This is a genomic window from Roseivirga sp., assembly GCF_049099775.1.
GTDB lineage: Bacteria > Bacteroidota > Bacteroidia > Cytophagales > Cyclobacteriaceae > Roseivirga.
In genome coordinates this window covers 834,178-859,824 of sequence record NZ_JAGDZM010000004.1, presented here as the reverse complement: position 1 = coordinate 859,824, position 25,647 = coordinate 834,178, and the positions used below count along the sequence as shown (strand labels likewise).

Sequence of the window (25,647 nt, the reverse complement as noted above, 5' to 3'; positions counted from 1 at the left end):
GAGCGTTTAGATTTCCTTGATCAAGTCGATAATACCAGCATTTTTACCTTTAGGTCTTACTACCATCATAGGAATTTCGCTATTGTATTGAATCAGTTGCTCAGCTCTACTTCCTATAAATAATGCGGTAGTTGAAGTTCTACCCTTAACACCAATAAAGATAGCGCCTGGGTCGTTTTTCTGAGCAAATTCAATTATGTCAGTCACAGGGTTATCATTCGTATCAAGCGAGTAAACTACTTCAAGGTCTATGCCTTCATGATCAATTTCTGACATGAATTTCTCATAGTCTTTTCTAGCATTTGCCCGCATTACTTCAGCAAATTCCTCATAAGTTTTTCCCGAGTAATGGTATCCACCTGGTACGGTAAATACGTTCTGACATATAATTTTTACATCCTTGTATTTTCTAGCCACTCGAATCGCTTCTTCCATTGCAATTTTTGAGTGAGACGAGAAATCACAAGGTACATGAAGTAAGCTCGTTTTTGGTGAAACGCCTTCAGGGATAATAAATAAGGAACAAGCCGCTCTTCTGGCTAGCCTATTGGAGAGTACACCGCCACCGATAAAGTTTTTATGGCGTCCCATAATAATCAAGTCAATGTCCTTCTTCTCTACAAACTTTAAAATTGCTTTCGAAGGGGCACCTTCCTGTATATGAACTGTACTTTTATCCACCAAGTCTGAACTAAGTATGGATTTGGCTAATGTTTCTATTTTGCTTTTCCGTTCAGCAATAGACTTTTCTTTAATTTCAGGAAACTCTTTTAATACGGCATCAGGAATTTTCATTTCGCTGATGCTGTTAAAGAAGTGAATTTCTTTAGTCTCGTTGGTGGTGGCAATAATTTCTAAAAACTCCAATAGCGTCCTGTCCGCATCTGAAGTATCCATTAAAACCATTATTCTTTCTCTTGCTGGCATAGAATCAAAAGTTCATTGCAAAATTAACACTTATCCTTACTGTGAAAATAAGAATTGTATTAATAAAACAAGTCATAACATACAAATTGGTTAGATCGAAGCATTAAGTACATCAACTAAAAGTTCCATTTGTTCCTTAGAATGGGTAGGGAATGATGCTATTCTAATTTGTTTGCCTTTAAATTTTCCATACCCGTTTCCTAACACAAAACCTTTTTTAGCAAGTGTATCAATAATCGCTTGCGAATCTCCCTTAGTATTGGCGACAGTGACAGTTTTAGATCTAAGACTTCTTTCGGCAACAAAGTGTTCTAAGCTGGGGTGAGCATCTACCATATGGTTGAGTAGAGCCGCTTTATAGCCTGACTCTCTTCTAATCACGTCAATTCCTTTTTCTAGCATATCTTGACTCACTTTCGAAAGCAGGTATATGCCAAGTACGTTTGCTGTAAACGTGGTCTGATGCTTTTTTGCATTTTTTACCAAATTAGGAAGTGCTTGATACGTGCCGATAACCCCCTGATTCTTCTTAGCTTCTGCAGCTTGGACCGCCCGAGGGCTTACCACCCAAACGCCTAAACCAGCTGGCAAGCCAAAACACTTCTGCACTGAGAAATAGGCACTATCAACTTTAGAAAAATCAAGCTCGGAAACAGGAAATGCTGAAACACCGTCTACAGCAATAAGTGCATTCGGACGGGCTTCTCTAATTTTGTAAATATCTTCTAATGGAAATGAAACTCCTGTGCTGGTTTCATTAAGTGTAATTCCTATTAACTCGATGTTCTCAGGAATCAGATCTGGATTAGTGTCAGGCAATTCACCGAATGGCGCTGTTTGCTGAACAGCATTAAGTTTATTGGCTTTGGCGAAATCATAAAACCTGTTAGAAAATGCGCCAAAACAATAGTGAAAGGAGTTGGTGTTTACCAAGTTTTGTAATTGCCTTTCCCAAACTTCTGTTGCAGAACTTAGGAAGAATATAGAATACTCTTCCGGAATGTTCATTAAAGCCTTTAGGTTGCCAACGGCCGTTTCGAAATAGCCTTCTGCTTGTGCACTGCGGTGATTTATTTCCATCACCTGATCGCGCATGGCTTGTTTCAAGTGTTCTTCAACTGTAAAATATAGAGCAGATGGTCCTGGGGTGAAAAATATCTTTTTAGGCATTCTCTTGATCCTTTTTTAGGATAGCTACATGTTCAAAATAGTGCCTTCGAACAAAAAGGAAGTAGAAGGCTAGTGGAAATAAAAGTATGAAACCACAGATTAGAAACATCATGGAAATGCCATAATATTCTGCAACATAACCTAGTGCAATAGAACCTGAGCCTATCCCTAGGTCAACTGCAGAGAAGAAGGTTGCGTTTGCTGCGCCTCTGCGGTCCAAAGGAACCATATTCAACGCCATAGTCTGAACGGTAGGCATGATAATACCATTACCAATGCCAACGAGAACGCCTACCATCATAAATGGCCAAAAACTATCTACATAGGCCAGCCAAATAAGTCCACCCACAGTTACCAAAAGACCAATCGTCACTAGTAGGGAAGGGCCATGTTTATCCATTATTTTCCCAACAGAAAGCCGTGCAATAGCTACCCCAATAGCCATGAAAATAAAAAAGAGTGCTCCTTGTTTTAGCCCGAGCTCATCACTGTAGATTCTAATAAATGATATAATAGCCGCATAAGGGAAAGCACCCGTCATCATAACGATTGCGATCCTATTCACGCGCTTATCAAACATTTTGCCAACGCTAATCTTAGTTTCACCAGTCTTTATTTTTGGCACTTTTATGAATAATGCTAGAATAAGAGAGGCCAATGAAACTATAAATGCAATTGTAAAAAGGTTCGAGAAGTTATTTTGTCCCATGATCTGATCCCCGCCATAAGGGGCCAGAGCAATAGCCATAGTCATAGCCAGCCCGAAATACCCAATTCCTTCGCCTCTTCTGTTTTCAGGGATTAGGTCGGCTGCAATAGTACTTCCCCCGGTAGTAATAGTGCCCCAAGCAAAACCATGCATAGCTCTTATGATAAGAAGAATGATAAAGGTTGAGGAAAGGTGATAGAGCCCCATAAGGACTGTGAAAATGGCTAAGGCCCATAAGTATACAGATCTTCGACCAACAGCATCGAGTGCGTAGCCGCAAAATGGTCGGATAATTAGTGCTGAAAGCGCATAGACTCCAATGATGTACCCTACCTGATTTTTGTTTGCTCCCAGCGCATTGACAGCATAAACAGGAAGAGTTGGCAACAGGAAATAAAACGCTGTGGCCATCAGGAAATAGGATATGAAATGGAGTGTAAAGTCCTTTGTGAAAATTTTATTTGTACTAAGGCTCAAAGCGAGTGACTATTCTGTTTTCAAGGTTGCAAGCTAAGAAATTCTTGTTCAAATATCGATTTGCTTGTTTTGAACATAGACGCAGGTAAAATTAAAATTGTAACACTTTTGTTAGATAAAAGTGTTTTTCTGAAACCAAAGAGGTGTTATGTTTGTATAACAAGTATTGACAAAGACTTCCCATTTAAGCTTAGACCAGTTTTTGAACTTTACAATTATAACTTAAATACCGGGTGAATCCCGCCCAAAACAAGGCCTCACACCGATTTATCGGTGCCTCATTCTTCGGAAAAGGATAACAGTGGACTGTTGCGAGCATTAGGATAGCCCAAATCTTGTCTATTAAATGAGGTTCAATCAACCTCTGAGCTTTTATGGGTTAATATAGAAATGCCTCCGCTCCGATAATTCGGAAACTGGAGGCATTTTTTGTTAAGGCTTTCTTATTCTTCTACTTACCTGAATCGTACATTATTTCGCCAGCAATAATCGTCATGGCTACTTTGGTATCAAGTATTTCCATTTCAGGAACGGTCATAATGTTTTTGTCGAAAACGGTAAAGTCAGCTGCTTTACCTACTTCAATGGAGCCTTTAAAATCCTCGTCGAATTCTCCAAATGCAGCATCTAAGGTGAAGGACCTTAAAGCTTCGTCTCTCGACATCGATTGGTCCGGTTCAAACCCGCCTTCGGGTAAACCTTTTAGCGTTTTTCTAGCTACAGATGCAAAGAAAGAAGGAAGTGGATCGACAGGTTCAACTGGAGCATCTGTTCCATTTATGATTTTTGCACCTGATTGAAGAAGCTTTTGCCATACATAAGCACCTTCTTCGATTCTAGCTTTACCAAGCCGATCGATTGCCCAAGGACGATCAGAACTCATATGCACGGCTTGCATTGCCGCAATAATCCCCATTTCACCGAAACGTGCAATGTCATCACCATTAAGATGTTGTGCATGCTCAATTCTAAAGCGAACATCTTTCGAATTTATATTTGGATATTTTTTGAATGATGCTTCATAGCGATCAAGGATTTCTCTGTTAGCTCTATCGCCAATAGCATGGGAACATACTTGAAATCCTGATGCTAAAGCTTTTTCGGAAACTTCATTTACCGTTTCAATTGGCAAAGTTTCATGACCAAAATGATCTGGTCTATCCGTGTATTCTTCAAGTAACCAAGCACCTCTTGGTCCTAAAGCGCCATCGCAGTTCAGCTTAATAGAACGTACGGTTACCATGTGGTCAGGGTCGACCATAGGACCTTTTTTGTACCATTCTTCTAGTAGTTCTGGCTGCCTACCTGTAAGCATTACATACTGTCTTACTTTTAACTTACCCTGTTCCTTAAATCTGAGTAATCTATCAATAAATGCTTGTCCTGATCCAGCATCATGGAAACTAGTAATCCCTTTTTCAAGAAGTTCCTGAATAGCCATTTCTAGTGCTTGTTCTGCTCTTTCTTCAGTTTCAGCAGGTACTAATTTCCCAACTAAACTAGAAGCTCTTTCTGTGAAAACTCCTGTTGGGTTGCCCAATTTGTCTTTAATGATTTCACCGCCTTCTACGTCACCTGAAAGGCTTTCAATACTTAACCGGTTAACTCCAGCTAGTTCCATCGCTTTAGCATTGGCAAAGGATGCATGTCCGCTAGCGTGTCTCAAATACACAGGGTTATCTGGGCTTACAGCACTCATTTGGTCATGTGTTTGGAAACCATTTTCCATTACTTTTGGCTTTTCAATCCATTTGTCTTGGTGCCATCCGCGACCAGTAATCCATTGGCCAGGTGCTGCTTTGTCAACCGCTTCTGCTACTTTTTCAACTAGTTCGTCGTATGTTTTTACATACATTAAGTCTAGCTCCAATTTATTATAACCAATCCCCATAAGGTGTGCATGAGACTCTATAAAGCCAGGGGTCATGGCTCTGCCAAGTAGGTCTATAATTTTAGTGTTTTTACCTACAAGTTTTGAAATTTCTTCTGTTGAACCGACGGCTGTTATCATTCCACCTTTAACCGCCACTGCTTGAGTGGTCGAATTTTCGGCATCTACAGTATAAACAGTTCCATTAATAAAAACTTTATCTGGTCCTTGCTTAGGTGAACAAGCTTGGAAGGTGATGAAAATTGCTACTGCACTTAAAGCGAGTAGTCTTTTGATTAAAATATTCATAGTTCTGGTTTCTATTCTTGCCGAGAAACTAGTTCATTTTCGCGAATACTGCAATCTTATTGATGTGTAATGGTATCGTATTATTCAGAGGGGACAAATAATTGCTTAATACCTAATAAAGTACTCTGAATTTTATGGTATGCTCTACCTTTTTTAGTGCTTTCGCCAAGTCTTTATCGTATTGTTTATTGATATCAGTAATAACGTATCCTATAGACTCATTAGTCTTTAAGTATTGGCCTACAATATTGGCCTCATGATCGGCGAGAACATTATTGATTTTAGCCAATACACCAGGTTTATTGGCATGAATATGAATAAGTCGATGAGCATTTTCAAGCGGTGGCAGAGTGAGATTAGGAAAGTTTACACTGAGAGTGGTATTCCCTGTATTAATGTAATCCATCATTTTACTAGGTACAAAGTCACCAATATTTTCTTGTGCTTCTTGTGTGCTACCGCCTACATGAGGGGTAAGAATTGTATTAGGTAGCCCCTTTAATTCTGATTCAAAAGGATCATTATTGCTCTTGGGCTCTTCAGGAAACACGTCAACGCCAGTACCTCTCACTTTGCCACTTTCTATAGCAGCCTTAAGGGCTTTAATATCTACGACTGGTCCTCTTGCTAAATTTAAAAATATGGCACCGTCTTTCATTTTATCGAAATGCTCCGCCCTAAAGATGTTTTTGTTTTCTGGTCGACCATCTACATGCAGTGAAACAACATCAGATGATGCGAGCAAGTCATTTAGCGTGTGACATTTTACTGCATTGCCTAGTGCTAATCGCTCTTCCATGTCATAATAAAGTACTTGCATGCCGAGATTTTCCGCAAGTACTGATAATTGCGCGCCTATGTTTCCATAACCAACAATTCCAAGCTTTTTACCTCGAATTTCGAAGCTATTGGTTGCTGTCTTTGACCATTTCCCCCGATGCATATCTGCGTTTTTATCAGGAATGCCTCTCATAAGCATGATTATCTCCGCAATGGCCAATTCCACAACGGATCGCGTATTGCTATAGGGTGCATTAAAAACCGCAACCCCCTTTTTCACAGATGCTTCTAAATCGATTTGATTTGTTCCGATGCAGAAAGCTCCAATAGCCATTAACTTATCAGCATGTTCTAAAACCTTTGCTGTGACTTGTGTTTTAGATCTAATACCTAGGACATGAATTCCTTTAATCTTTTCACATAACTCATCCTCGTCAAGACCTGCAGGATAATTTTCGACATCAAAACCATCTTCTTTTAGTTTTTCAAAGGCTTTTGGATGAACATTTTCAAGTAATAACATCTTGATTCTGTTCTTCGGGTAGGATAGGGCTCCACTCATCTTTTTATGGAATAAAATTTCATCAAAACTAGGGGCAATATGGTCGGCGTGCATTGAAACACTGCCCCTTTCGATATTCTCGGTGTAGGCATAAAAATTGTCGGCAGCTCCTTCTTTCCGCACTTCATAATCGGTATAGCCGTCGCCAATCATGTTAACGTTGCCTTTTAATGCTAATTCTTTGATTTGTTTTACTTTTCCGCCGTTTGCAGAAAGGATATTGTTACGGTTAAAGTCAACAATTTTACCGTCTTTATCTAAAACAAAATCATTGGCAAATACATGTTCTGGTTTTATGCCAAACTGTGTCACCACAGGTGTGATAAATTCTTTGAATCCGTTCGAAACAATATAAGTATTGGCCGCATTTTCTTTTAAGAAATTTATGTTTCTACTGATTGATTTCGAAACTAACAGCGATAAACGATTGACCAATTCGTTAAGGTGCTTTTGGTGAGCATCCAGAATATTAATTCTAGCTTCAAGCGATTCTCTTAAAGACATTTCTCCAGCCATGCCCTTGTCCGTAACTTCTTGAATAAGCTTTAGTCTTTCTTCTTTTTCAGGGTGGTTGGCCAAAGAAATTTCTCCTAAAATATCAAGGGCTTCAACTTTAGTGAAAGTACTATCAAAATCTATTACAAAATGTTGGTTGGTTGATTCCGTCGAGGTCATTTATTTTCTGCACTAAATGCAGCTCTACATTGATTTCCAAAAATTGCAGCTACTCCAGCAGCTAGTCCACCAATTACACCAGTCACTAAAATAAGAATGTAAGGATTTCCACCTAGTTCGATTAATTCCGATACTTTTTTAGCCAAAATGAAGTCGTTGGCACTGCTTAAAAGCCATGCATTTACCATCCAAAATAAGGCTATTGCTAGGAATGGAACAAAGAATGTAGAAGCTTTTCGTAAGCGAACGATTGCACCAGATAAGAAACCCGCTACCATTATTGACCACCAAGGTAGAAAGAGTGACAAGATTAATGCTAAAGCAATGGTTGTGATGAAATTGTAGGTTTGTTTTTTCATTGCTTTGGATTTAAAGTGTGAGTAAAAACGATCTCTTGATTTTGCTCTTCGTTTTGCATAAATAAGAGCTGTAGATATTTTCCGTTAGCCCAAGTATCAACTAAATCATCATAATACCTGCTACCTGGATTACCAGATTGTCCGCCGGGATAAATTCCTAATGCGGTTGGCGGATCTGACATTTCTACAATCATTCGCCATGAAGGGCCATGGTTTTTACTTGTAGCGTTTACTATACCACTATTTCCACCTATAGGAAGGTTGAATCTCGAAAATGCAGGCAGTCCTTGTAGAAGGTGACCTACGTAGGTAGACTTATATTCACCCCAATCATAACTCCCATTATTTTCTTCCCAATTGGTAATATCCTTTACTGCCGCTTTAAAACCTTTCAAAAATAGATCTGGTGCAGTTTCTACCTCACTCGTCTCTTGTATGTCCATAAAAGGATCTTCTGGATGATTTTTCAGTAAATAGATTGTCTGATATGTAAATGGATAAGGCATAGGTTTTGAAGCATCGTTTAACTCGTCCCAAACCAAATTCCTAACCCGAATCCACCATCTTTCCCAAATTGTAGCTCCTTTCTGGTCAATGTCATTAACATAATTCCAATTTTTCACCTCCTCAAGAATAGCACTCTCTAGCTGATCAAGGTTGCTTACGTCCATGTTAACAATCATATGTGGCAGAAGCTCCTTTGCTTTTAGATTGAAGTTGTTGTTATGAAGGTTCTTAAAGTCTTGAATGCCAAACTTGTCTTTTGATCGAAAGAAATCATTGATGACTCTGTTCCGATAGGTTTCATAGCCATCGTTAAAAACATAATAAGGGTAAGTTGAATCAGTCGGATGTTGGTTGGCAGAACTCACAAAGCCACGAGTGGGATTTTTAACATGAGCATTGTGTTCTTGAGGGATAAAACTTTTCCAGTCATGGTCGATATTGCTGCCATCAAGCAAAAACTTACCTTGACCTTTCCACTTATTCGGAAGCTTACCTTGTACCCATAAGGCAATGTCTCCATCCCTAGACGCAAATACAAAATTTTGGGCAGGGGCAACAAAATGTTTTAGAGCCTTTTCGTAGTCATCATAGTTTTTTGCTTTATTAAGCTCCAGTAGGGTTAGTTGGTTATTGCCCCCTAAATGGCCTGCCCACTTCATGGCAAAACCGATTAAGCCTTCCTTTCCTTTAAAGCTTGCATCATAAGTAACAGGCCCATGGTGCGTATAGACCACAGTATCGTAATAAGTTTTTTCTCCACGAAGAATGATCTCCTCAATTTTCTTATCAGTTTTTGTCCAAGCATTATTATACCAGTATTCATCGCGCTTTTCATCTTTAAAAGTGATTTTGTACCAGTCTTTTACATCTCTTGTGGCATTAGTTACACCCCAAGAAATATCATTGTTAAAACCAATGACGATTCCAGCGGCACCTGGTAGTGTTACACCGAAAGTGTTTTTTTCTGGTGTTGCTAGTTGCATGGCATACCAAATGGAAGGTAGGTTTAAGCCCAAGTGAGGGTCATTTGCTAAGACGGTATTCCCGGTTAATGACTTTGAAGGTCCAACAGCCCAGTTATTACTTCCGTTATCCGGATGTGGTTTTGGTAAAAGGCCAGCTACAAGACTACTCGGAGTATTTACCTCCGGAACTTCTGGTAACTCAACTTGCTCAAAATCAGTCCATGCTCGGTTGGTCGGGATCACAGGATCATTTTCTTCGAAAAAATCAGGAAATAGAAAATCAAATCTTTCTTTACCATACTTTTTCAAAAAATTCGTGTATTCAAAATCCGAATCACCACCAGCCAGCATATCAGTCATATACATTAATAGAAGGGCCGTTTTCTTAAGTGTCCACGGTTCAGGTTGGTAGTCTAGCAACTTGTATTCTACAGGAAACTCGGAAGGACTCAAGCCTTCAATATAACTATTGATTCCATCCCGATATGCCTCTAAGTTTTTTATAAGATCTGGAAATTCACCCATAGCCTTTAGAGCGTTTTCTGCACCGAAAACCATTCCTTTTCTTCTTTGCCCTCTATCAAAATCCAAGGCAGCATTTCCAACAATTTCCGAAAGCCTTCCGGCTGACGCATGTGTTTGAAATTCAAGTTGCCAAAGTCTATGCTGAGCAGTGATATATCCTTGGGCTCTATATAAATCTTCATCATTTTGAGCAAAAACATGTGGTATTAAATGTTCATCATAATGAACGCTTACCGTTGACTTTAAGCCTTCAATGCTCAGTATGCTTTCAGACTCTGCGGAACTGCCCTCATTTTGCCAAATGCCATTCGATGGGTCGAGAAATTTTCCAAAAGGAGGGAATGTGCCAAACTTTGTGTTTAGGCCATAGAAAATTCCTATGGTAAAAATTAAGGAAAGGAGGAGTTTGAATATCTTCATAAAAGAGAATAGAGATTAATGAAGTGAATATAATAAATTAGATTCCCAATCGAGGGAATTGGGTCAAACTCCAATTTACTTATACATTTGTTTAAACTCAATTATGAAGGACATCTCGCCTGAAATCAAGAAAAAGGCAATAAAAATAAAAGCCGTCGTATTCGATGTAGATGGCGTACTCACCGATGGTAAAATCACTTATGATAATCGTGGCATGGAGTTTAAGAGCTTCAATGTTAAGGATGGTCAGATAATAAAGCACTTGAGAAACAACAAGATTCTCACAGGGGTAATCACAGGAAGAGATTCGAAGGTGGTTCGGAACAGGTGTGAAGAGCTTAAGATAGATTTTCACCACCACGGGATCAGCGATAAATTCAATGTTTTCTTTAAAGAAATGACAAAGAGAAGGATTTCTGCCGAAGAAGTGGCTTATATAGGCGATGATATTAATGACCTACCCGTATTGAGGGTGGTTGGCTTAAGTGCAACTCCCGCTGATGGGCACTATAAAGTTAAAAATGAAGTTGATTTAGTGTTAGAATCAGCTGGCGGTAAAGGAGCACTGCGGGAACTCGCAGATTTAATCCTAGAATCGACTGGGGCATACGATTTAATTTTGAAAAAACAATGATGGAAAAATTCAAAGAAAGCTTTAATATAGCTGATGATATCGTGATTGGACATGGAGAAATGGTGCTGTTCTCTGGACCTTGCGCAGTCGAGACTTATGAGGTATGTGCTAGAGTAGCAGAATCCCTCAAAGAAACCTGCGAACGACTCAATATTCAGTTTATTTTTAAAGCATCTTTTGATAAAGCTAACCGAACTTCTGTAAATTCATTTCGAGGAGTAGGGTTAGACGAAGGTTTGAGCGTATTAGACAAGATTAAACGCGAATTTGACCTTTCAATAGTCACCGACATTCACGAGCCTAATCAAGCTAAACCTGTGAGTGACGTGGCGCAAGCATTGCAAATTCCGGCTTATTTATGCAGACAAACTGACCTATTAGTGGCAGCAGGAGAAACAGGAAAAACCGTTAAAATTAAACGTGGCCAGTTTATGGCACCAGAAGACATGCAGTATGCTGTCAATAAGGTGAAGTCTACAGGCAATGATAAAGTTTGCTTAACTGAAAGAGGAGTTTCTTTTGGGTATCACAATTTGGTCGTTGATATGCGCGCATTACCAACTATGAGACAATATGCTCCTGTGGTTTTTGATGTAACGCATAGCGTTCAACAGCCCGGTGGCGCTGGTGGTAGTTCCGGTGGACAAAAAGAGTTCGCACCTTATCTAGCCAGAGCAGCTGGTGCAGTTGGAGTAGATGGTTTCTTTATCGAAACACATCCAGATCCATCCAAAGCCTTGAGTGATGGGCCAAACATGGTCCCACTACACAAAATGAATGAATTCTTGACAATGTCTAAACAAGCGTTTGATCTAGGACAGCAAGCTAAAATAGATTTAAATGATTGAAAGAAAGATATTGATAAAGAAAGTAGTTTTACTCCTGTTCATTTGCGGACTCGCATCTAGTTGCATTCCTAACGAGAAAGTTGTCTACTTACAGAATAAAAGTGGAGCAGAAAGACTTGAAAATGAAAAGCTTATAGCTGTTCAGCGTGTTGACTATAGGCTGCAGCCAAATGATATTCTCTTGATTAACTTTTACAGCGGTATTGAAAAAGCTGTTGAAAAGTTCTATCCAATTTTTGCTAGGCCCAATAGTGGTTTGGGTGGTAATAATCAGAACAATCAAAATGGACAAATGAATCCATATTTGACTGGCTACAACATAGATAAAGATGGAAATATTGAGATTAATGCACTGGGAAGGGTTCAGGCGGCGGGTTTAACTACCTCTGAACTTAAGTACGAGATTGAAAGGCAGATACGAGAGAAAGAAGAGGTTAATGATATATTAGTAGGGGTTAAGTTAAGTGGAATACCTTATACCATTTTTGGAGAAGTTAGGACTCAAGGTCCAAATTTGCTTCGGGTGTATGAGGCAAATATTTTTGAAGCAATTGCTGCCTCAGGTGACCTTACCATTAATGCAGATAGGAGTCATGTTCAGATATTGCGTCAGTATCCAGAGGGCATAAGAATTCATGAAATTGACGTGACCTCTAGGGATTTTCTGGAAACAGATAAGTTCTTCTTACAGCCGGATGATATTATTTATGTGCCTCCATTGAAAATCAGAGAGTTAGGAACTGGACAAACCGCATTGCAGACTTTTGCTACAATCGTAAGTGTGATATCAGGGACAGCCGTTGTTATTGGCGTATTGACAAGATAATATGGCTAACGAATTCGACATTTTTGACGATAATGTAGATCAGAGATCAAATGCTGGATCATCACAACAGATTGACCCTGTTTTGATACTTATTAAAGTAATCCGCAATTGGCCAGTCATAATTGTTTCTTTACTAATCGGATTATTGGTTGTATTCGTTTATCACAGATATACAACGGAAAGGTTTACTTTGAGAGGATCGATCATGATCCCAGAAACGAACCCTGAGATTGCCACAAGTTTTTTTAATGATTTTATAGGAAATGGTTTTTCTCCAAATTTTCTAAATGAACTCCAGGTCTTAAGGAGTGAAGCAATCACAAAAGCGGCTATTGATTCTTTAGACTTTGATATTGAATATTTTACAAAGGGTAGAATTAAGTCTATTGAGGAGTATAATACTTTGCCATTTAAGGTAATTCCTAGTGATGGGTTTACTCGAGTTTATGATAAATTCTTTTTAATCAGTTTTTATGAGAATAATCAATTTCGTTTAACTTTTGACGATGATGAAAATCATGCAGAAAGCGAATTATACCCACCTAATACGCTTGTAGAAGAGGGAAACTATTCTCTCACTGTATTTTTTGATCGTTCCAATAATCTTGATGGCAAGTCTTACACTTTCCGCTTTAGACGGAAGGAAGATTTGGTAGATCAATGGAATAGTAAACTAAGGGTAAGAGCGCTAGGAGACTATACTACAATTGCTGTTTTATCATTGAATCATTCGGAACCAAAAAAAGGCGCGAAATTTATCAATCAAATAATGAATGTCTATAGCGGACAGGAGTTAAGAAGGAAGAATGACTTAGCAGATAAGACAATTAAATATATAGATCGAGAACTAAGAGTTCTTGACGATACTTTAGCGATTTACGAGGGTCAATTAGATTACGTAAAGGTTGAAGAGCGCACTTTGCGTTTGGATGAATTAGGAAATAGTGTTTTAAACAAGTTAACTAGTTTAGAGGGGCAAAGAGCAATTGCGCTGGCCTCCATCAGTTCATTACAACAAAATTTGGACTTTCTTAATGATACGAGTCAATATCAAAAAGCATTCATTCCTATTACAATCAATGACGATAATTCGATAGGGGCATTTATAGATCGCTTTCAAAATTTGTTAGTTGAGAAAGAGAAGCTTTTGGAGAGCTTAGGATCAAAAAACAATCTTGTTAGGCAGAAAGATGCAGAAATAAAAGGTTTGGTGGATCTTATTAGAAACTCGGCTGAGCTACAAATAACTAATTTACAAGAGGAACTTGTTACTGTTAATGCTGATATAGATCGGGCAGAAAAAGAGTTTGAAAATTACCCTGAGAAACAGCGAAAATTGAGTGATATACAACGAATTTATAACGTATATGTATCTATGTTCCAATTTCTTCAGCAGAAACGTGCTGAAGTTGGTATTGCGAAGTCAGGTAATTCTGCAAATTCTCAAGTTGTTGACATAGCTGTTTCTGATGTTAAAGCTGTTTTTCCAAGGAAACAGTTTAATTACATCGTTGGAGCTGGTTTTGGTTTAGCGATTCCTCTAGCGTTCTTCTTTTTACGTGAAATACTAAACGATAAAATAGAATTTAGGAAGCAAATTGAAAAACTAACTCAAATACCAATTATAGGTATGATCGGCCATAATAAATACGAAGGTAATTTAGCCGTTTTAGAACATCCAAAATCGGTAATGTCCGAGTCTTTCAGGTCCATTCGTTCCAATTTAGCTTTTTTTGGAAGAGATAAAGAGATTAAAACAATATTGGTTACATCGAACGCCTCTGGAGAAGGTAAATCATTTTGTTCTCTAAATATAGCGTCTATGTTGGCGGTTTCAGGTAAGAAAACTGTCTTAATCGGCTTAGATTTAAGAAAGCCAAAACTTTTTGGAGATTTCGATTTAAGCAACGATTATGGAGTGTCAAATTATTTGGCAGGTTTTGTTGGAAGCGACCAAATTATTCAGGCAACTCCTTATGAGAACCTCGATCTTATTGCAGCTGGTCCTGTACCTCCTAATCCGGCTGAATTATTAATTTCTGACCAGCTCAAGAATTTAATAGTTAAACTAAAAAAAGAGTATGAATATGTTGTGATAGATACACCACCTGTGGGTATTGTAGCTGATACGTTTAACCTTACTCAACTAGCTGACATCAATATATTTGTTGTGCGACAGAATTATACCGTCAAGCAGGTATTTCCATTCCTTAATGACATTACTAGTAAAGGGTTGGTAAAAAATTCTACACTATTATTGAACGACTTTAAGGTAAATAATGGCTATGGTTACGGCTATGGTTATGGTTATGGCTATGGCTATGGCTACGGCTACGGCTATGGTTATGGTAATTATGGTGGAGGTTATTACGAAGATGAAGTGGAAAGAGCTAACAAAGAATCTTGGTGGAAAAAGTTATTACCTAAAAAGTGAGTTCATATTTATACATACTTTTAACATTGATTCTGACCCTATACGGTCAATTAATGATTAAATATAGGATTAACAAGCTACCGAAAGTCAATACAAATGGCTTGAGGGGAATGGTCGATTACCTTATACAGATGTTTTCGGATGTTTATGTTTTGTCCGCTTTTGTCTCTGCGTTTGCCGCTTCATTATGTTGGATGCTGGCTCTTCAGAAACTGGAATTGTCGAAGGCATACCCAGCCATGAGTTTAGCGCCGGCCTTAGTGTTTTTCTTGAGTATCTGGCTTTTTGGAGAGAGTTATACCCATGGTAAGTTGCTAGGTCTATTTTTAATAGGTCTAGGTGTCTTTATTACCTTCAAGTTCTAATGAAAGTTGTCATTACCCAGTCAAATTATATTCCATGGAAAGGATATTTTGACTCTATTAGTATTGCAGATTACTTTGTCGTTTTTGATGAAATGCAATATACTCGCAGAGATTGGAGGAATAGGAATAAAATCAAAACCATCAATGGTTTGCAATGGTTAACAGTCCCGGTTGATGTAAAAGGCAAATTTTTCCAAAAAATAAATGAAACTAAAATTGCTGATAAAAATTGGGTGGAAAAACATTGGAAAAGTCTGGTACATAATTATTCAAAAGCACCATACTTTGAAGATTATAAGATTCTAGTTAATGAATGGTATAGAGAAGCTTTTCATTGTGATACCATCACTGATGTTAATATGGTGTTCTTAAAGGGTATAGGTGAGTTTCTTGGAGTCAAGGCCAAATTTTTGTTTTCCAGAGACTTTAATCTGGTTGACGACAAAACTGAAAGGCTAGTTGCCATATGTCAAGAACTGAATGGAACTGACTACTATACTGGAAGTGCCGCGAAAGCCTACATGCAAGAAGATTTTTTTAAAAAGCAATCTATTAACGTTCATTATTTTGATTATTCAGGTTACCCAGAGTATAAACAGCTTCATGGCGATTTTGAGCATGGGGTCTCAATCTTAGATATGATTTTTAATCTAGGTCCTGATTGTAAAAACTATATGAAGTCAATCAAGTGAAGCTATCAATTGTAAGTCCTGTATTTAAGGCAGAAGGTATCATTGAAGAACTTGTAAAACGAATAAATTCAGTTTGTAGTGAGCTTGGTTACGATTATGAGATCCTTCTAGTTGAAGATTGTAGTCCAGATTTGAGTTGGCATGAAATACAACGAGAGTGCGAGAAAAATCCAAAAGTAAAAGGGATTAAATTAAGTAGAAATTTCGGTCAGCATGCTGCAATTACATGTGGTATTGATAATGCTTCTGGTGAATATATTATCGTAATGGATTGTGATTTACAGGATGACCCCAAATACATAAAAGATTTGGTAGAACAGGCTGAGAAAGGCTTTGATATTGTTTATACAGTAAAGGAATACCGTAACCACGGCAAGTCGAAAAACTTAGGTTCATACCTTTTCAATAAAGTTTTCAATTGGCTGGTTTCTGATCAGCAACATATGAGTTATAATGAGAATATTGGGTCGTATAGCTTAATATCGAGAAAAGTAGCCAACGCGTTTTTAGGTGTGGGAGACTACAGAAGACACTATCTATTAGTATTGAGGTTTCTTGGGTTTCAATCTTCTGAAATCGTTATCCAGCATAATCAGAGATTTAAAGGCAATAGTTCATATAACCTTTACAAGTTATTAACACATGCTTTGGTTGGAATAGTTTATCAAAGTAACCGCTTGCTTAGGTTGACTGTTTCGGTCGGAGCAACAATATCTTTTCTATCCGGGCTTTTTGGTATTTATGTTATCGTTCAAGCACTATTTTTTACATCTGCTCCAGGTTGGGCAAGTACTATTGTAGTGGTTTTATTTATGAGTGGTCTGATAATGTTATGTGTCGGTATTAGCGCTCTTTACATTGGAAGTATAGCTGAGCAAGTAAGAAACAGGCCAATCTTTATTATAGATCAAAAGATTAATGACCCAATCAGACCACATTGATTTAGCCTAACCCATAACAGCTTGAACATTAGTAATTTGATACTCTTGCCAAAGAACAATTCTGAACTGGCCTTCCAGTAATGATTGACTGATTGTTTAACAATACGGAATAAATAAGAGGGGTTTATCTCGACTACATTAAGTGACAATACAAGCATACCTAAGTCTGTTAAACAATCCATAAAAAGACATGAGAAGAGATGGATAAAAGAATCATAATCATTGGAAACACAAGTAACGCTAACTTAGTACATTACTTTTTTACTCGTGACAGCGCATATACAGTAGAAGCATTTTCTGTGGAGCGTGAGTATATTCAGTCTTCAGAATTCTGTGGTTTAGAAGTGGTCCCTTTAGAAGATTTGGAAAGCCGATTTCCTCCTGAAGAATATGATGCATTTGTCGCGGTTGGTTATACGCAAATGAACAAAGTGCGAGAGAAACTTTATGATCAGGTTAAGGCTATGGGATATCATTTGCCAAATTATATTTCATCGAAATGTAGTTTTTTGACTGACGAAAAGATTGGAGATAATAACTTAATCTTGGAGGATAATACAATCCAGCCCTTCGTTAAAATCGGTTCGAATAATGTACTATGGTCTGGTAATCACATAGGTCATGATGTGCAGATCGAGGATCACTGCTATATAACCTCACATGTTGTGATAAGTGGTTTTACTAAAATTAGACATCATTCATTCTTAGGAGTAAACTCTACCTTCAGGGACGATATCGAGATAGCACCATTTACCCTAATAGGGGCTGGTGTTACGGTGAATTCTAATACTAGTGAAGGTGATATCCTGCTTCCTCCCAAGCCTTTTAAAATGGAAAAGAAAAGTTGGGATATTAAAATTTAATTAGGTGGCTTGGATAAAATTAGGTAAGATTTTTTCACCAGTTCCTAAGGGTGAGTATCTATGTTCACACGCATCCAACCCAACAGCACTCTGGTTGCAAGAGGATGTTTTCAGGGTTTACTATAATGGGAGAAATATAAATAATAAGTCGTCTATTTTCTTTTTTGATTTTGACTTGAAGAAGATGAAGCAAGAGGACGACGAAACTACACTTGTTGCTCCATTTGGTGATAGCAATGGATATTATTCCCACGGCTTGAGTAATGGTTGTCTATTGGTTAATGAGGAAGAAATAAGTCTTCTCTGTATGGCTTGGCAAATTAGAGGAGAGGATCATTGGAGAGGTGACATTGCAAAAGTTAGCTTAAATAAAGACTTGGTTTCTGGTGGACCAGAACCTACTCCTTTTCTAACAAATGATGATACACATGATCATGTTTCTCTTTCGTACCCATGGATTTTAAAAGAAGGATCTCTCTATAAAATGTGGTATGGATCGACTATCTCGTGGGATTCTCCAAATGGTGAGATGGTTCATGTAATCAATTATGCTACATCAAAAGATGCAGTTAATTGGGTTCGACACGGTTTGGCCATTCCTTATGAAATTGGTAAAGCACAGGCATTCTCTCGTCCTACTGTCATAAAAGATAAAAAAGGTTACCATATGTGGTTTTCATATCGCAGCGGTGATGGGACACTTTATCGGATTGGCTATGCCCATAGTCATGACAGTGTCAATTGGTCATTAGATCTTGAAAAAGCTGGAATAACTGTATCTAAATCAGGCTGGGACTCAGAGATGATCTGTTACCCTTTCGTATTTGAACATGACAACAAACGCTATATGTTATACAATGGCAATGCACATGGTAAAACGGGTATTGGATTAGCGATATGGGAAGGATGAATCCTATTGCTTTTAACAAACCGTATCTTTCTGGTAAAGAAACGGCTTATATTGAAGAAGCCGTGGCATCAGGAAAGATTTCTGGTAACGGTTTATTCACAAATAGATGTCAGCAGTTTTTCGAAGAAAACTATGGTTTTAGAAAGTGTCTGTTAACTACTTCTTGTACCGATGCGCTTGAGATGTGTGCATTACTCTTAGAAATCCAACCTGGAGATGAAGTTATCTTGCCTTCGTATACTTTCGTTTCTACCGCTAACGCCTTTGCCCTAAGGGGAGCCAAGCTTGTATTCATTGATTCTAGAGAAGATCATCCTGGAATAGATGAACATGCCATTGAAGAACTCATCAATTCAAGAACAAAGGCTATTGTGGTGGTCCACTATGCTGGTGTGGCAGTTGATATGGATATAGTGATGGAACTTGCTAATAAAAACAACGTTTTTGTTGTCGAAGATGCTGCACAGGCCATTGATAGTTATTATAAGGATCAGCCTCTAGGTGGTATAGGGCATCTTTCTACTTTTTCTTTTCATGAAACAAAGAATATTATTTCCGGAGAGGGTGGAATGCTAGTCATTAACGATGAACGGTTTGTCGAACGATCGGAGATTATTTGGGAAAAGGGCACTAATAGAAATGCTTTTTTTAGAGGAGAAGTTGATAAATATGGCTGGGTCGACATTGGCAGCTCATTTTTACCTAGCGAATTAGTTTCTGCTTTTCTGTATGCCCAACTTGAAAACTTGGAAGATATTCAGAAAAGAAGAACCTCTATTTGGAAAAAGTATAATCAATTGGTATCTCAATCAGAGGTATTACATACGCTGTCGTTTCCTATTGCACCAAGCTATGCTACAAATAATGCGCATATGTTTTATTTAGTCTTTGATGATACCTCATTGCGGTCTAGGGCTATACATAAATTTGAGGAAAATAACATAAGTGCAGTGTTCCATTATCAAGGCTTACACGAAAGCTCCTATTATATGGATAAGCACGATGGCCGATTGCTACCGAATTGCAGAAAGTACTCTGATGGTCTTTTAAGACTCCCATTCTATTATGAGTTATCTTTTGAGGAAGTAGAAAGAGTTGTAAAAGTTTTAATAGATACGGTTATCGATGACCAATAATTTCAAGAGTAAATGGCCATTGATTATAGGTGTAACCATCATGTTAATCTATTGTGGCATTTATTGGCTAAAAGGTGGTGATAGTTATATGAATCCTATTGATAACCTCGATTCAAATGTGGTTTGGGCAAAGGTGATTAATGAACAAGGAGCCCATTTTTGGTCTAATGAAGCATTAGTAGAGGGAATGGTAGGTATTCAACCAAGGCATGTATATGGTTCCGAATTCGATCCTTTGATTTGGATTAGCTATTTTCTAGGTCCTTTATGGGGCTGGATTGTTGTTTTCACAATAGTACATTTGATTGCGTTCTCAGGCATGTACTTAGTATTGAAGAATTTTCTTCAGAGAAACAGTTCACTTAAAAATGAAGTGTCTATTTATGCTGTTATCGGTGGCTTGCTGTTTGGTTTGATACCTTTTTGGATCCATGCCGGATTATCTTCAGCAGGGATACCTTTAATTTTCTTGTCAGTAATATTTATAGATGAAGGCAAGTTAGGCCCTGCTTTACTGTTGACTACTTTGTATACATTATTTTCATCATTGATATTTGCTGGTCTATTTGTAGGGTTCCTTTACTTGTTTGGCCTGATTGTCTACCGAAAAGCGTTAATTAGTAAAGGACAAACCAAGCACCATTTGATTAATTTTTTCACAATGGTTGTGATTTATCTAATAGTGAATTACCGTCTATTCGATAGTATACTATTTTCAAATTTTGTTTCACATCGTACAGACTTCATAACAGGTCAAAGTGGTTTAAATATTAATGCATTTATTGGATTTGTTTTTTTCGGTCAATGGCATGCCGGAACTATATTTCCTTTATTAAGCATTTTAAGTTTAGTGGGTTTATTATATGTCTTATTCAAAAGAGACTACTTTTCTAAAGATGTCATTAAAACTTCAAGGCTTCACATCGCCGTTTTATTATTAGTGCTTGTTTTCAGTAATGGTTATGTAAACCGTTTTATTTCAGAAATTCCTATTCTAGGGTCGCTTCAATTAGACCGTTTCTATGTATTAATCCCATTTACAACCTGCATGCTATTCATGGTATTATTACCATACTTGGGGAGATTAAAAAAGTTAAGAATAGTGGGAATGCTAATTGTAAGTGTAATATTAGCCTTTAACCTAATTAACGATACTAATTGGAACGGGTCAATCCGTTCGGCGTTAGGAATGAAAGTACCAAGTATTTCATTTAATGAATTCTACAGTCGTTCCTTATTTAGTGAAATAAGAGAATATCTTGATGATAATGATTATTCGAGGGTAGTGTCTCTCGGTTTTCATCCAGCAGTGTCCGTTTATAACAAAATTCGTTCGGCGGATGGTTATTTGGCTAGTTATAGTCTTGAAAGTAAGAAGGCTATGGCTTCTATCATAGGTGAGGAAATAGAAAAAGACCAAAGTCTTAAAGCATATTTCAACAATTGGGGGAGTAGATGCTATTTTTACAATGCCGATATAGGTAGAGACTTTACTAAGCTGAATAAGACTAAATCTTTTAATGGTTTATACGATTACTCGGCCATGAAAAAGCATGGTATTGACTTTATTTTGAGCGCCGTAAAAATCAAAAGTACGACCCTGTCTTTAAGTGAAATCATAAAAAGTAGTGATGATCAGATTTTCATCTATGAAATAGCGAATGATAGCGGAACATAAACTAAACAGGTATATGTTTGAAGAACGTGTTGTAAGAAAAATTTAAAGCATTGAAGGAGGAAACCTGGGATACGATTATTGAGCCGAAATCTGCTCTTTTCGACTTGAAAATTAAGGAGTTGAGGCAATATAAAGACTTACTTTTCTTATTTGTAAGAAGGGATTTGGTGGCTCAATACAAACAAACTATTCTAGGCCCCATATGGTATTTTGTACAGCCCATATTGACAACGCTTACGTACGTATTGATTTTCGGAAATGTCGCCGGTTTATCTACGGATGGATTGCCGAAAATGCTCTTCTATTTGGCAGGTGTTACATCTTGGCGATATTTTTCGGATTCACTAACAAAGACTTCGGAAACCTTCACTAAAAATGCGCAGATATTTGGAAAGGTTTACTTCCCAAGAGCTATAATGCCAATTTCGGTAACTATAACCAACCTTGTGACCTATGGTATTCAATTGCTGCTGTTTTTTGCTGTATATGCCTATTTTATCCTTGCTGAGGGTTTTGAGTTAAGTATTCAGAATGAACTTTATCTATTTCCATTGCTCGTTTTTATTATGATGTTATTAGGCTTAGGATTTGGGTTTATACTATCAGCTTTGACAACAAAGTATAGAGATCTTAAATTCTTAATTACTTTTGGGGTGCAGTTACTGATGTACGGAACCCCAGTAATTTACCCGTTATCGTCTATTCCGGAAAAGTATAAGATATTTATAATGGCGAATCCTATGTCATCTGTCATTGAAACATTTAGATACATGTTTCTCGGCGCGGGAAGTATTGACTATGGGCAGTTAGGGTATTCGGCGGCTTTTGGGATACTAATTTTTATCATAGGTTTGGTTATATTTAACCGTACAGAGAAGAACTTCATGGATACAGTTTAATAAGCTCAAAATGACAAATCAATAGTAATGTCGGATGTATCAATTAGAGTAGAAAATCTATCCAAACAGTACCGTTTGGGCACTGTAGGTACTGGTACAATAAGTCATGATCTTAATCGATGGTGGGCAAATATTAGAGGTAAGGAAGATCCTTTTCTAAAAATTGGTGAAACCAACGATAGGTCACAAGCTGGCAATTCAGATTATGTATGGTCTTTAAAAGACATCAACTTTGAAGTAAAACAGGGAGAGGTTTTAGGTATTATTGGTAAAAATGGTGCTGGAAAAAGTACTCTACTTAAAATTCTTTCGAAAGTAACTGGTCCTACTACTGGCCGTGTTATGGCCAAGGGCAGAATAGGGGCACTTTTGGAAGTTGGCACTGGTTTTCACCCTGAATTGACAGGGAGAGAAAATATCTTTTTGAACGGTGCTGTCTTAGGCATGAAAAAACAAGAGATAACTGGAAAACTTGATGAGATCGTTGAGTTTTCGGGTTGTGCACGTTACGTTGATACTCCCGTTAAGCGTTATTCATCAGGAATGAAGGTTAGACTCGCTTTTGCCGTTGCTGCATTCTTGGAACCAGAGGTTTTGATTGTAGACGAAGTATTAGCGGTTGGAGATGCTGAATTCCAGAAAAAGGCAATTGGGAAAATGCAAGAGGTGAGCAAAGGAGAGGGGAGAACTGTTCTCTTTGTAAGTCACAATATGCTTGCTGTAAGACAGCTTTGCAATCGAGGTTTGGTATTGAAGAATGGCCAGGTAGCCTATCAATCTGATTCTAACTCAGCTGTAGATTTTTACCTATCAGACTCGCGCAATTCTCTTGACGATGCCAATGTGTACTTGGAAGATCATATGAACAGAAGGGCCGGTCGCCCGGTCTTTTTTCATAGCATCTCAACCCACTCGCAAGGTCAGTTAACGAACCAGATCAAAATTGGCAACAGCATTGAGTTTAGAATCAAACTACTGGGTGGCGTGGTGCTTGAAAAGAAGTTCCTGAAGATTACAATTGAAAATACCGGTGGACAACGGATCGCTACCATATCCAATAAGTACTCTGATTTGTATGAATTCACGAGTGACTTTAATAATTATGATATAAAATGTGAGGTCAGTACAATGGCTCTATTGCCTGGTGAGTACTTTGTTTCTGTCTTTCTCAACGATGAAAAAGACCCCGGTGATGCCATTGACAATGCCTTTTCATTCACCATAGTGGATAATTTGGTTTCGAAATCAGGTGCATTGCCACACAAGGGTGAGAGCCTCATCTATATACCTTCGCAATGGTCTAAAATAGAATAATGAAAAACATAAAACATACTGCTCTATTAGACTTCCTGAATCGATCTTTGCAAAAGGTAGGTGTCGGCGAGTCTTATGCCAAGAATATAGCGACAGGACTGGTTCATGCCTCATTAAGAGGGGTAGATTCACACGGTGTGAGACTGTTGCCACACTACATCAAAGGCTTTCAAGGGGGCAGACTCAATTTGAACCCCAACTACCAATTAAAACAGCTCTTTCCAGCTGCTGCTCAGTTTGATGCTGACCATGCACAAGGGCACGATGCGGGTATCAATGCCATGAACCATGCCATCGATTTGGCTGATGAAAACGGCATTGGCTTCGTAAGCTGTACTAATTCAAGCCACTGTGGGGCACTCTCTTACTTTGCGCTTGAGGCTGCCAAAAAAGACATGATAGGCATTGCCATGACCCATGCCACACCCAAGATGAAATCTGCGAATGGCGTAAGGGCTTTCTTTGGTACCAATCCCATATGCTTTGCGGCCCCCTTGAGTGACGAATCACCCATGTGCTATGATAGTGCCCCGACTCCTTTCTCTTTTAACAAGGTGAGGCAGCACAGAGAATCAGGGACGCAACTGCCGCCGTACATAGGCGCCGATGACGAGGGGGAAATGACACAGGATCCTCATTTGACCACACAGCTTTTGCCCATAGGAGATTATAAAGGTTTCGGCCTTTCTATGATGGTAGATATTTTCTGTAGTCTGCTTACCAATATGCCTTATGGAAAGAACATCTCGAACATGTTCGAAGATCCATTCAGCGAAAAAAGGTACTTGGGGCATTTCTTCGGAGCCATCAGAATTGACTCATTTGAGAAAGTTGATTCTTTTAAAAGTAGGCTTCAAAATATGATCAAAGACCTGAGGAGTGAACCAAGGGCCAATGAGAACGTGCCTATTTATGCACCTGGCGACCCTGAGAAGTTGATGTCAGAAAAGAGAGTTGAGGAGGGTGTCCCCACACCAGACAATGTCTTGGAGTCATTTAATGAGCTTGCCACAAGTTTAAATGTAGAGCTACTAAGAGATGAATAAAGAGTCTAGAGTTTTGGCCATCATTCCTGCCCGAGGAGGTTCCAAAGGCATTCCAAGAAAGAATATCATTGATTTTAATGGTGCTCCCTTGTTGTCTTATACCATTAACCAGGCCCATGAGTGTGCCTTGATTGATCGGGTGCTGGTCAATTCAGAGGATAAGGAAATCAGGCAAGTAGCAATGCAATATGGTGCTGATGTGATGAGCAGGCCCAATGAATTTCATCATGACAATTCGATCCAGGAAGTAGACCGAATGCTCTACTGGATCGTAGGAGAGCTGGAAAAAAATGGTGAGGAATATGACATTATCGTACTAATGTACCCAACAGCGCCTCTGCGCAATGTAGATGCCCTGCATAAGGCCATCAGCATGGTGCAGAATGAAGCGTATGACTCCGTACTGTCAGTTTATGAAGACAGCACCTATCTCTGGAGATTAAAGGGCGATGAAGTAGAACCTACCAATTACAACCCTGAAACCAGAGGCCCCAGGCAAAAAGAAGATTGGAACCAATGGGCTGAAAATAAAGCTGTATATGCTTTCCGTAAAGACTTGTTGATGTCCACCAAATGTAGGTTAGGTGGTAAAATCGGTTCTGTAGAAATGTCAAAGCTCGAGTCCATAGACATTGACGGGCTCGATGACCTGGAAATAGCGAAGCTCATTCATTCCAGAAGATTGAAATAATTGATATTCAATGATTGCTCCTGAACTGGTACTTGACGATGGCTTTCGTCCAAATTTGTCTTATCCGAGATAATGAGAATAACCATATTCAATATGGGTTATAATTGAGGAAAAT

General features: G+C 38.4%; 22 protein-coding genes. 15 read left to right on the top strand and 7 right to left on the bottom strand.

From position 1 onward, the window contains the following. Positions 1-6: 6 nt before the first annotated feature. The 7 genes from JXQ92_RS08360 to JXQ92_RS08330 form a co-directional block, all read right to left on the bottom strand. Positions 7-927 carry a universal stress protein gene (locus JXQ92_RS08360; RefSeq protein ID WP_421986146.1) on the bottom strand — a complete coding sequence of 307 codons (921 nt, stop codon included), beginning with the start codon at positions 925-927 and terminating at the stop codon, positions 7-9. Between the two features lie 90 nt (positions 928-1,017). Beyond that, the gene (locus tag JXQ92_RS08355) at positions 1,018-2,097 is read right to left on the bottom strand and encodes an aminotransferase class V-fold PLP-dependent enzyme (RefSeq protein WP_421986145.1); all 1,080 of its coding nucleotides are present in this window, start codon (positions 2,095-2,097) and stop codon (positions 1,018-1,020) included. After that, positions 2,090-3,283 (bottom strand): MFS transporter, encoded by a 1,194-nt coding sequence (locus JXQ92_RS08350; protein WP_421986144.1) that lies wholly within the window; start codon positions 3,281-3,283, stop codon positions 2,090-2,092. The genes JXQ92_RS08355 and JXQ92_RS08350 overlap by 8 nt, the downstream gene beginning before the upstream one ends. Positions 3,284-3,734: 451 nt before the next feature. After that, positions 3,735-5,462, bottom strand: coding sequence for an amidohydrolase (locus tag JXQ92_RS08345; protein WP_421986143.1), 1,728 nt, complete (start codon positions 5,460-5,462; stop codon positions 3,735-3,737). Positions 5,463-5,574: 112 nt separating this feature from the next. Then, positions 5,575-7,479: a phosphoglycerate dehydrogenase gene (serA, locus tag JXQ92_RS08340; RefSeq protein WP_421986142.1), complete on the bottom strand. Its 1,905-nt coding sequence runs from the start codon at positions 7,477-7,479 to the stop codon at positions 5,575-5,577. Next, complete coding sequence (locus tag JXQ92_RS08335; RefSeq protein ID WP_421986141.1) at positions 7,476-7,838, bottom strand: hypothetical protein; 363 nt, start codon at positions 7,836-7,838, stop codon at positions 7,476-7,478. Before JXQ92_RS08335 ends, serA begins: the two co-directional genes overlap by 4 nt. Then, entirely contained in the window at positions 7,835-10,255 is a 2,421-nt protein-coding gene (locus tag JXQ92_RS08330; RefSeq protein ID WP_421986140.1) for a penicillin acylase family protein, read from the bottom strand. Before JXQ92_RS08330 ends, JXQ92_RS08335 begins: the two co-directional genes overlap by 4 nt. Before the next feature lie 103 nt (positions 10,256-10,358). Here JXQ92_RS08330 and JXQ92_RS08325 point away from each other — a divergent pair, with 103 nt between their 5' ends. The 15 genes from JXQ92_RS08325 (at position 10,359) to JXQ92_RS08255 (ending at position 25,532) form a co-directional block, all read left to right on the top strand. Continuing rightward, positions 10,359-10,889, top strand: coding sequence for a KdsC family phosphatase (locus JXQ92_RS08325; RefSeq protein ID WP_421986139.1), 531 nt, complete (start codon positions 10,359-10,361; stop codon positions 10,887-10,889). Next, a complete protein-coding gene (kdsA, locus tag JXQ92_RS08320; RefSeq protein WP_421986138.1) occupies positions 10,889-11,737 on the top strand; it encodes a 3-deoxy-8-phosphooctulonate synthase in 849 nt (282 codons plus the stop codon). The genes JXQ92_RS08325 and kdsA overlap by 1 nt, the downstream gene beginning before the upstream one ends. After that, positions 11,730-12,563: a polysaccharide biosynthesis/export family protein gene (locus tag JXQ92_RS08315; RefSeq protein WP_421986137.1), complete on the top strand. Its 834-nt coding sequence runs from the start codon at positions 11,730-11,732 to the stop codon at positions 12,561-12,563. Before kdsA ends, JXQ92_RS08315 begins: the two co-directional genes overlap by 8 nt. A 1-nt stretch (position 12,564) precedes the next feature. Further along, entirely contained in the window at positions 12,565-14,997 is a 2,433-nt protein-coding gene (locus tag JXQ92_RS08310) for a GumC family protein (protein ID WP_421986136.1), read from the top strand. A gap of 53 nt (positions 14,998-15,050) precedes the next feature. Next, positions 15,051-15,362, top strand: a complete 312-nt coding sequence (locus JXQ92_RS08305) for an EamA family transporter (protein ID WP_421986135.1) — start codon at positions 15,051-15,053, stop codon at positions 15,360-15,362. Then, the gene (locus tag JXQ92_RS08300; RefSeq protein WP_421986134.1) at positions 15,362-16,054 is read left to right on the top strand and encodes a WbqC family protein; all 693 of its coding nucleotides are present in this window, start codon (positions 15,362-15,364) and stop codon (positions 16,052-16,054) included. Before JXQ92_RS08305 ends, JXQ92_RS08300 begins: the two co-directional genes overlap by 1 nt. Continuing rightward, positions 16,051-16,995: a glycosyltransferase family 2 protein gene (locus JXQ92_RS08295; RefSeq protein ID WP_421986133.1), complete on the top strand. Its 945-nt coding sequence runs from the start codon at positions 16,051-16,053 to the stop codon at positions 16,993-16,995. The genes JXQ92_RS08300 and JXQ92_RS08295 overlap by 4 nt, the downstream gene beginning before the upstream one ends. Before the next feature lie 200 nt (positions 16,996-17,195). Beyond that, the gene (locus tag JXQ92_RS08290) at positions 17,196-17,858 is read left to right on the top strand and encodes an acetyltransferase (protein WP_421986132.1); all 663 of its coding nucleotides are present in this window, start codon (positions 17,196-17,198) and stop codon (positions 17,856-17,858) included. A gap of 4 nt (positions 17,859-17,862) precedes the next feature. Further along, complete coding sequence (locus JXQ92_RS08285) at positions 17,863-18,768, top strand: hypothetical protein (protein WP_421986131.1); 906 nt, start codon at positions 17,863-17,865, stop codon at positions 18,766-18,768. Further along, positions 18,756-19,904, top strand: a complete 1,149-nt coding sequence (gene rffA, locus JXQ92_RS08280) for a dTDP-4-amino-4,6-dideoxygalactose transaminase (RefSeq protein ID WP_421986130.1) — start codon at positions 18,756-18,758, stop codon at positions 19,902-19,904. The genes JXQ92_RS08285 and rffA overlap by 13 nt, the downstream gene beginning before the upstream one ends. Then, positions 19,894-21,582, top strand: coding sequence for a DUF6044 family protein (locus JXQ92_RS08275; protein WP_421986129.1), 1,689 nt, complete (start codon positions 19,894-19,896; stop codon positions 21,580-21,582). Before rffA ends, JXQ92_RS08275 begins: the two co-directional genes overlap by 11 nt. 50 nt (positions 21,583-21,632) lie before the next feature. Further along, complete coding sequence (locus tag JXQ92_RS08270; protein WP_421986128.1) at positions 21,633-22,481, top strand: ABC transporter permease; 849 nt, start codon at positions 21,633-21,635, stop codon at positions 22,479-22,481. Between the two features lie 27 nt (positions 22,482-22,508). Next, the gene (locus JXQ92_RS08265) at positions 22,509-23,795 is read left to right on the top strand and encodes a polysaccharide ABC transporter ATP-binding protein (protein ID WP_421986127.1); all 1,287 of its coding nucleotides are present in this window, start codon (positions 22,509-22,511) and stop codon (positions 23,793-23,795) included. Then, a complete protein-coding gene (locus JXQ92_RS08260; protein ID WP_421986126.1) occupies positions 23,795-24,841 on the top strand; it encodes an Ldh family oxidoreductase in 1,047 nt (348 codons plus the stop codon). The genes JXQ92_RS08265 and JXQ92_RS08260 overlap by 1 nt, the downstream gene beginning before the upstream one ends. Next, positions 24,834-25,532, top strand: coding sequence for a cytidylyltransferase domain-containing protein (locus JXQ92_RS08255; protein WP_421986125.1), 699 nt, complete (start codon positions 24,834-24,836; stop codon positions 25,530-25,532). Before JXQ92_RS08260 ends, JXQ92_RS08255 begins: the two co-directional genes overlap by 8 nt. Positions 25,533-25,647 lie beyond the last annotated feature (115 nt).

Bases quoted from the DNA above. Each gene is read 5' to 3' on its own strand.
- JXQ92_RS08325 (WP_421986139.1), top strand. From the start codon at position 10,359: ATGAAGGACATCTCGCCTGAAATCAAGAAAAAGGCAATAAAAATAAAA.
- JXQ92_RS08265 (WP_421986127.1), top strand. From the start codon at position 22,509: ATGTCGGATGTATCAATTAGAGTAGAAAATCTATCCAAACAGTACCGT.
- kdsA (WP_421986138.1), top strand. From the start codon at position 10,889: ATGGAAAAATTCAAAGAAAGCTTTAATATAGCTGATGATATCGTGATT.
- JXQ92_RS08300 (WP_421986134.1), top strand. From the start codon at position 15,362: ATGAAAGTTGTCATTACCCAGTCAAATTATATTCCATGGAAAGGATAT.
- JXQ92_RS08255 (WP_421986125.1), top strand. From the start codon at position 24,834: ATGAATAAAGAGTCTAGAGTTTTGGCCATCATTCCTGCCCGAGGAGGT.
- JXQ92_RS08275 (WP_421986129.1), top strand. From the start codon at position 19,894: ATGACCAATAATTTCAAGAGTAAATGGCCATTGATTATAGGTGTAACC.
- JXQ92_RS08335 (WP_421986141.1), bottom strand. From the start codon at position 7,838: ATGAAAAAACAAACCTACAATTTCATCACAACCATTGCTTTAGCATTA.
- JXQ92_RS08360 (WP_421986146.1), bottom strand. From the start codon at position 927: ATGCCAGCAAGAGAAAGAATAATGGTTTTAATGGATACTTCAGATGCG.
- rffA (WP_421986130.1), top strand. From the start codon at position 18,756: ATGGGAAGGATGAATCCTATTGCTTTTAACAAACCGTATCTTTCTGGT.
- JXQ92_RS08355 (WP_421986145.1), bottom strand. From the start codon at position 2,097: ATGCCTAAAAAGATATTTTTCACCCCAGGACCATCTGCTCTATATTTT.
- JXQ92_RS08345 (WP_421986143.1), bottom strand. From the start codon at position 5,462: ATGAATATTTTAATCAAAAGACTACTCGCTTTAAGTGCAGTAGCAATT.
- JXQ92_RS08290 (WP_421986132.1), top strand. From the start codon at position 17,196: ATGGATAAAAGAATCATAATCATTGGAAACACAAGTAACGCTAACTTA.
- JXQ92_RS08315 (WP_421986137.1), top strand. From the start codon at position 11,730: ATGATTGAAAGAAAGATATTGATAAAGAAAGTAGTTTTACTCCTGTTC.
- JXQ92_RS08305 (WP_421986135.1), top strand. From the start codon at position 15,051: ATGATTAAATATAGGATTAACAAGCTACCGAAAGTCAATACAAATGGC.
- JXQ92_RS08260 (WP_421986126.1), top strand. From the start codon at position 23,795: ATGAAAAACATAAAACATACTGCTCTATTAGACTTCCTGAATCGATCT.
- serA (WP_421986142.1), bottom strand. From the start codon at position 7,479: ATGACCTCGACGGAATCAACCAACCAACATTTTGTAATAGATTTTGAT.
- JXQ92_RS08330 (WP_421986140.1), bottom strand. From the start codon at position 10,255: ATGAAGATATTCAAACTCCTCCTTTCCTTAATTTTTACCATAGGAATT.
- JXQ92_RS08310 (WP_421986136.1), top strand. From the start codon at position 12,565: ATGGCTAACGAATTCGACATTTTTGACGATAATGTAGATCAGAGATCA.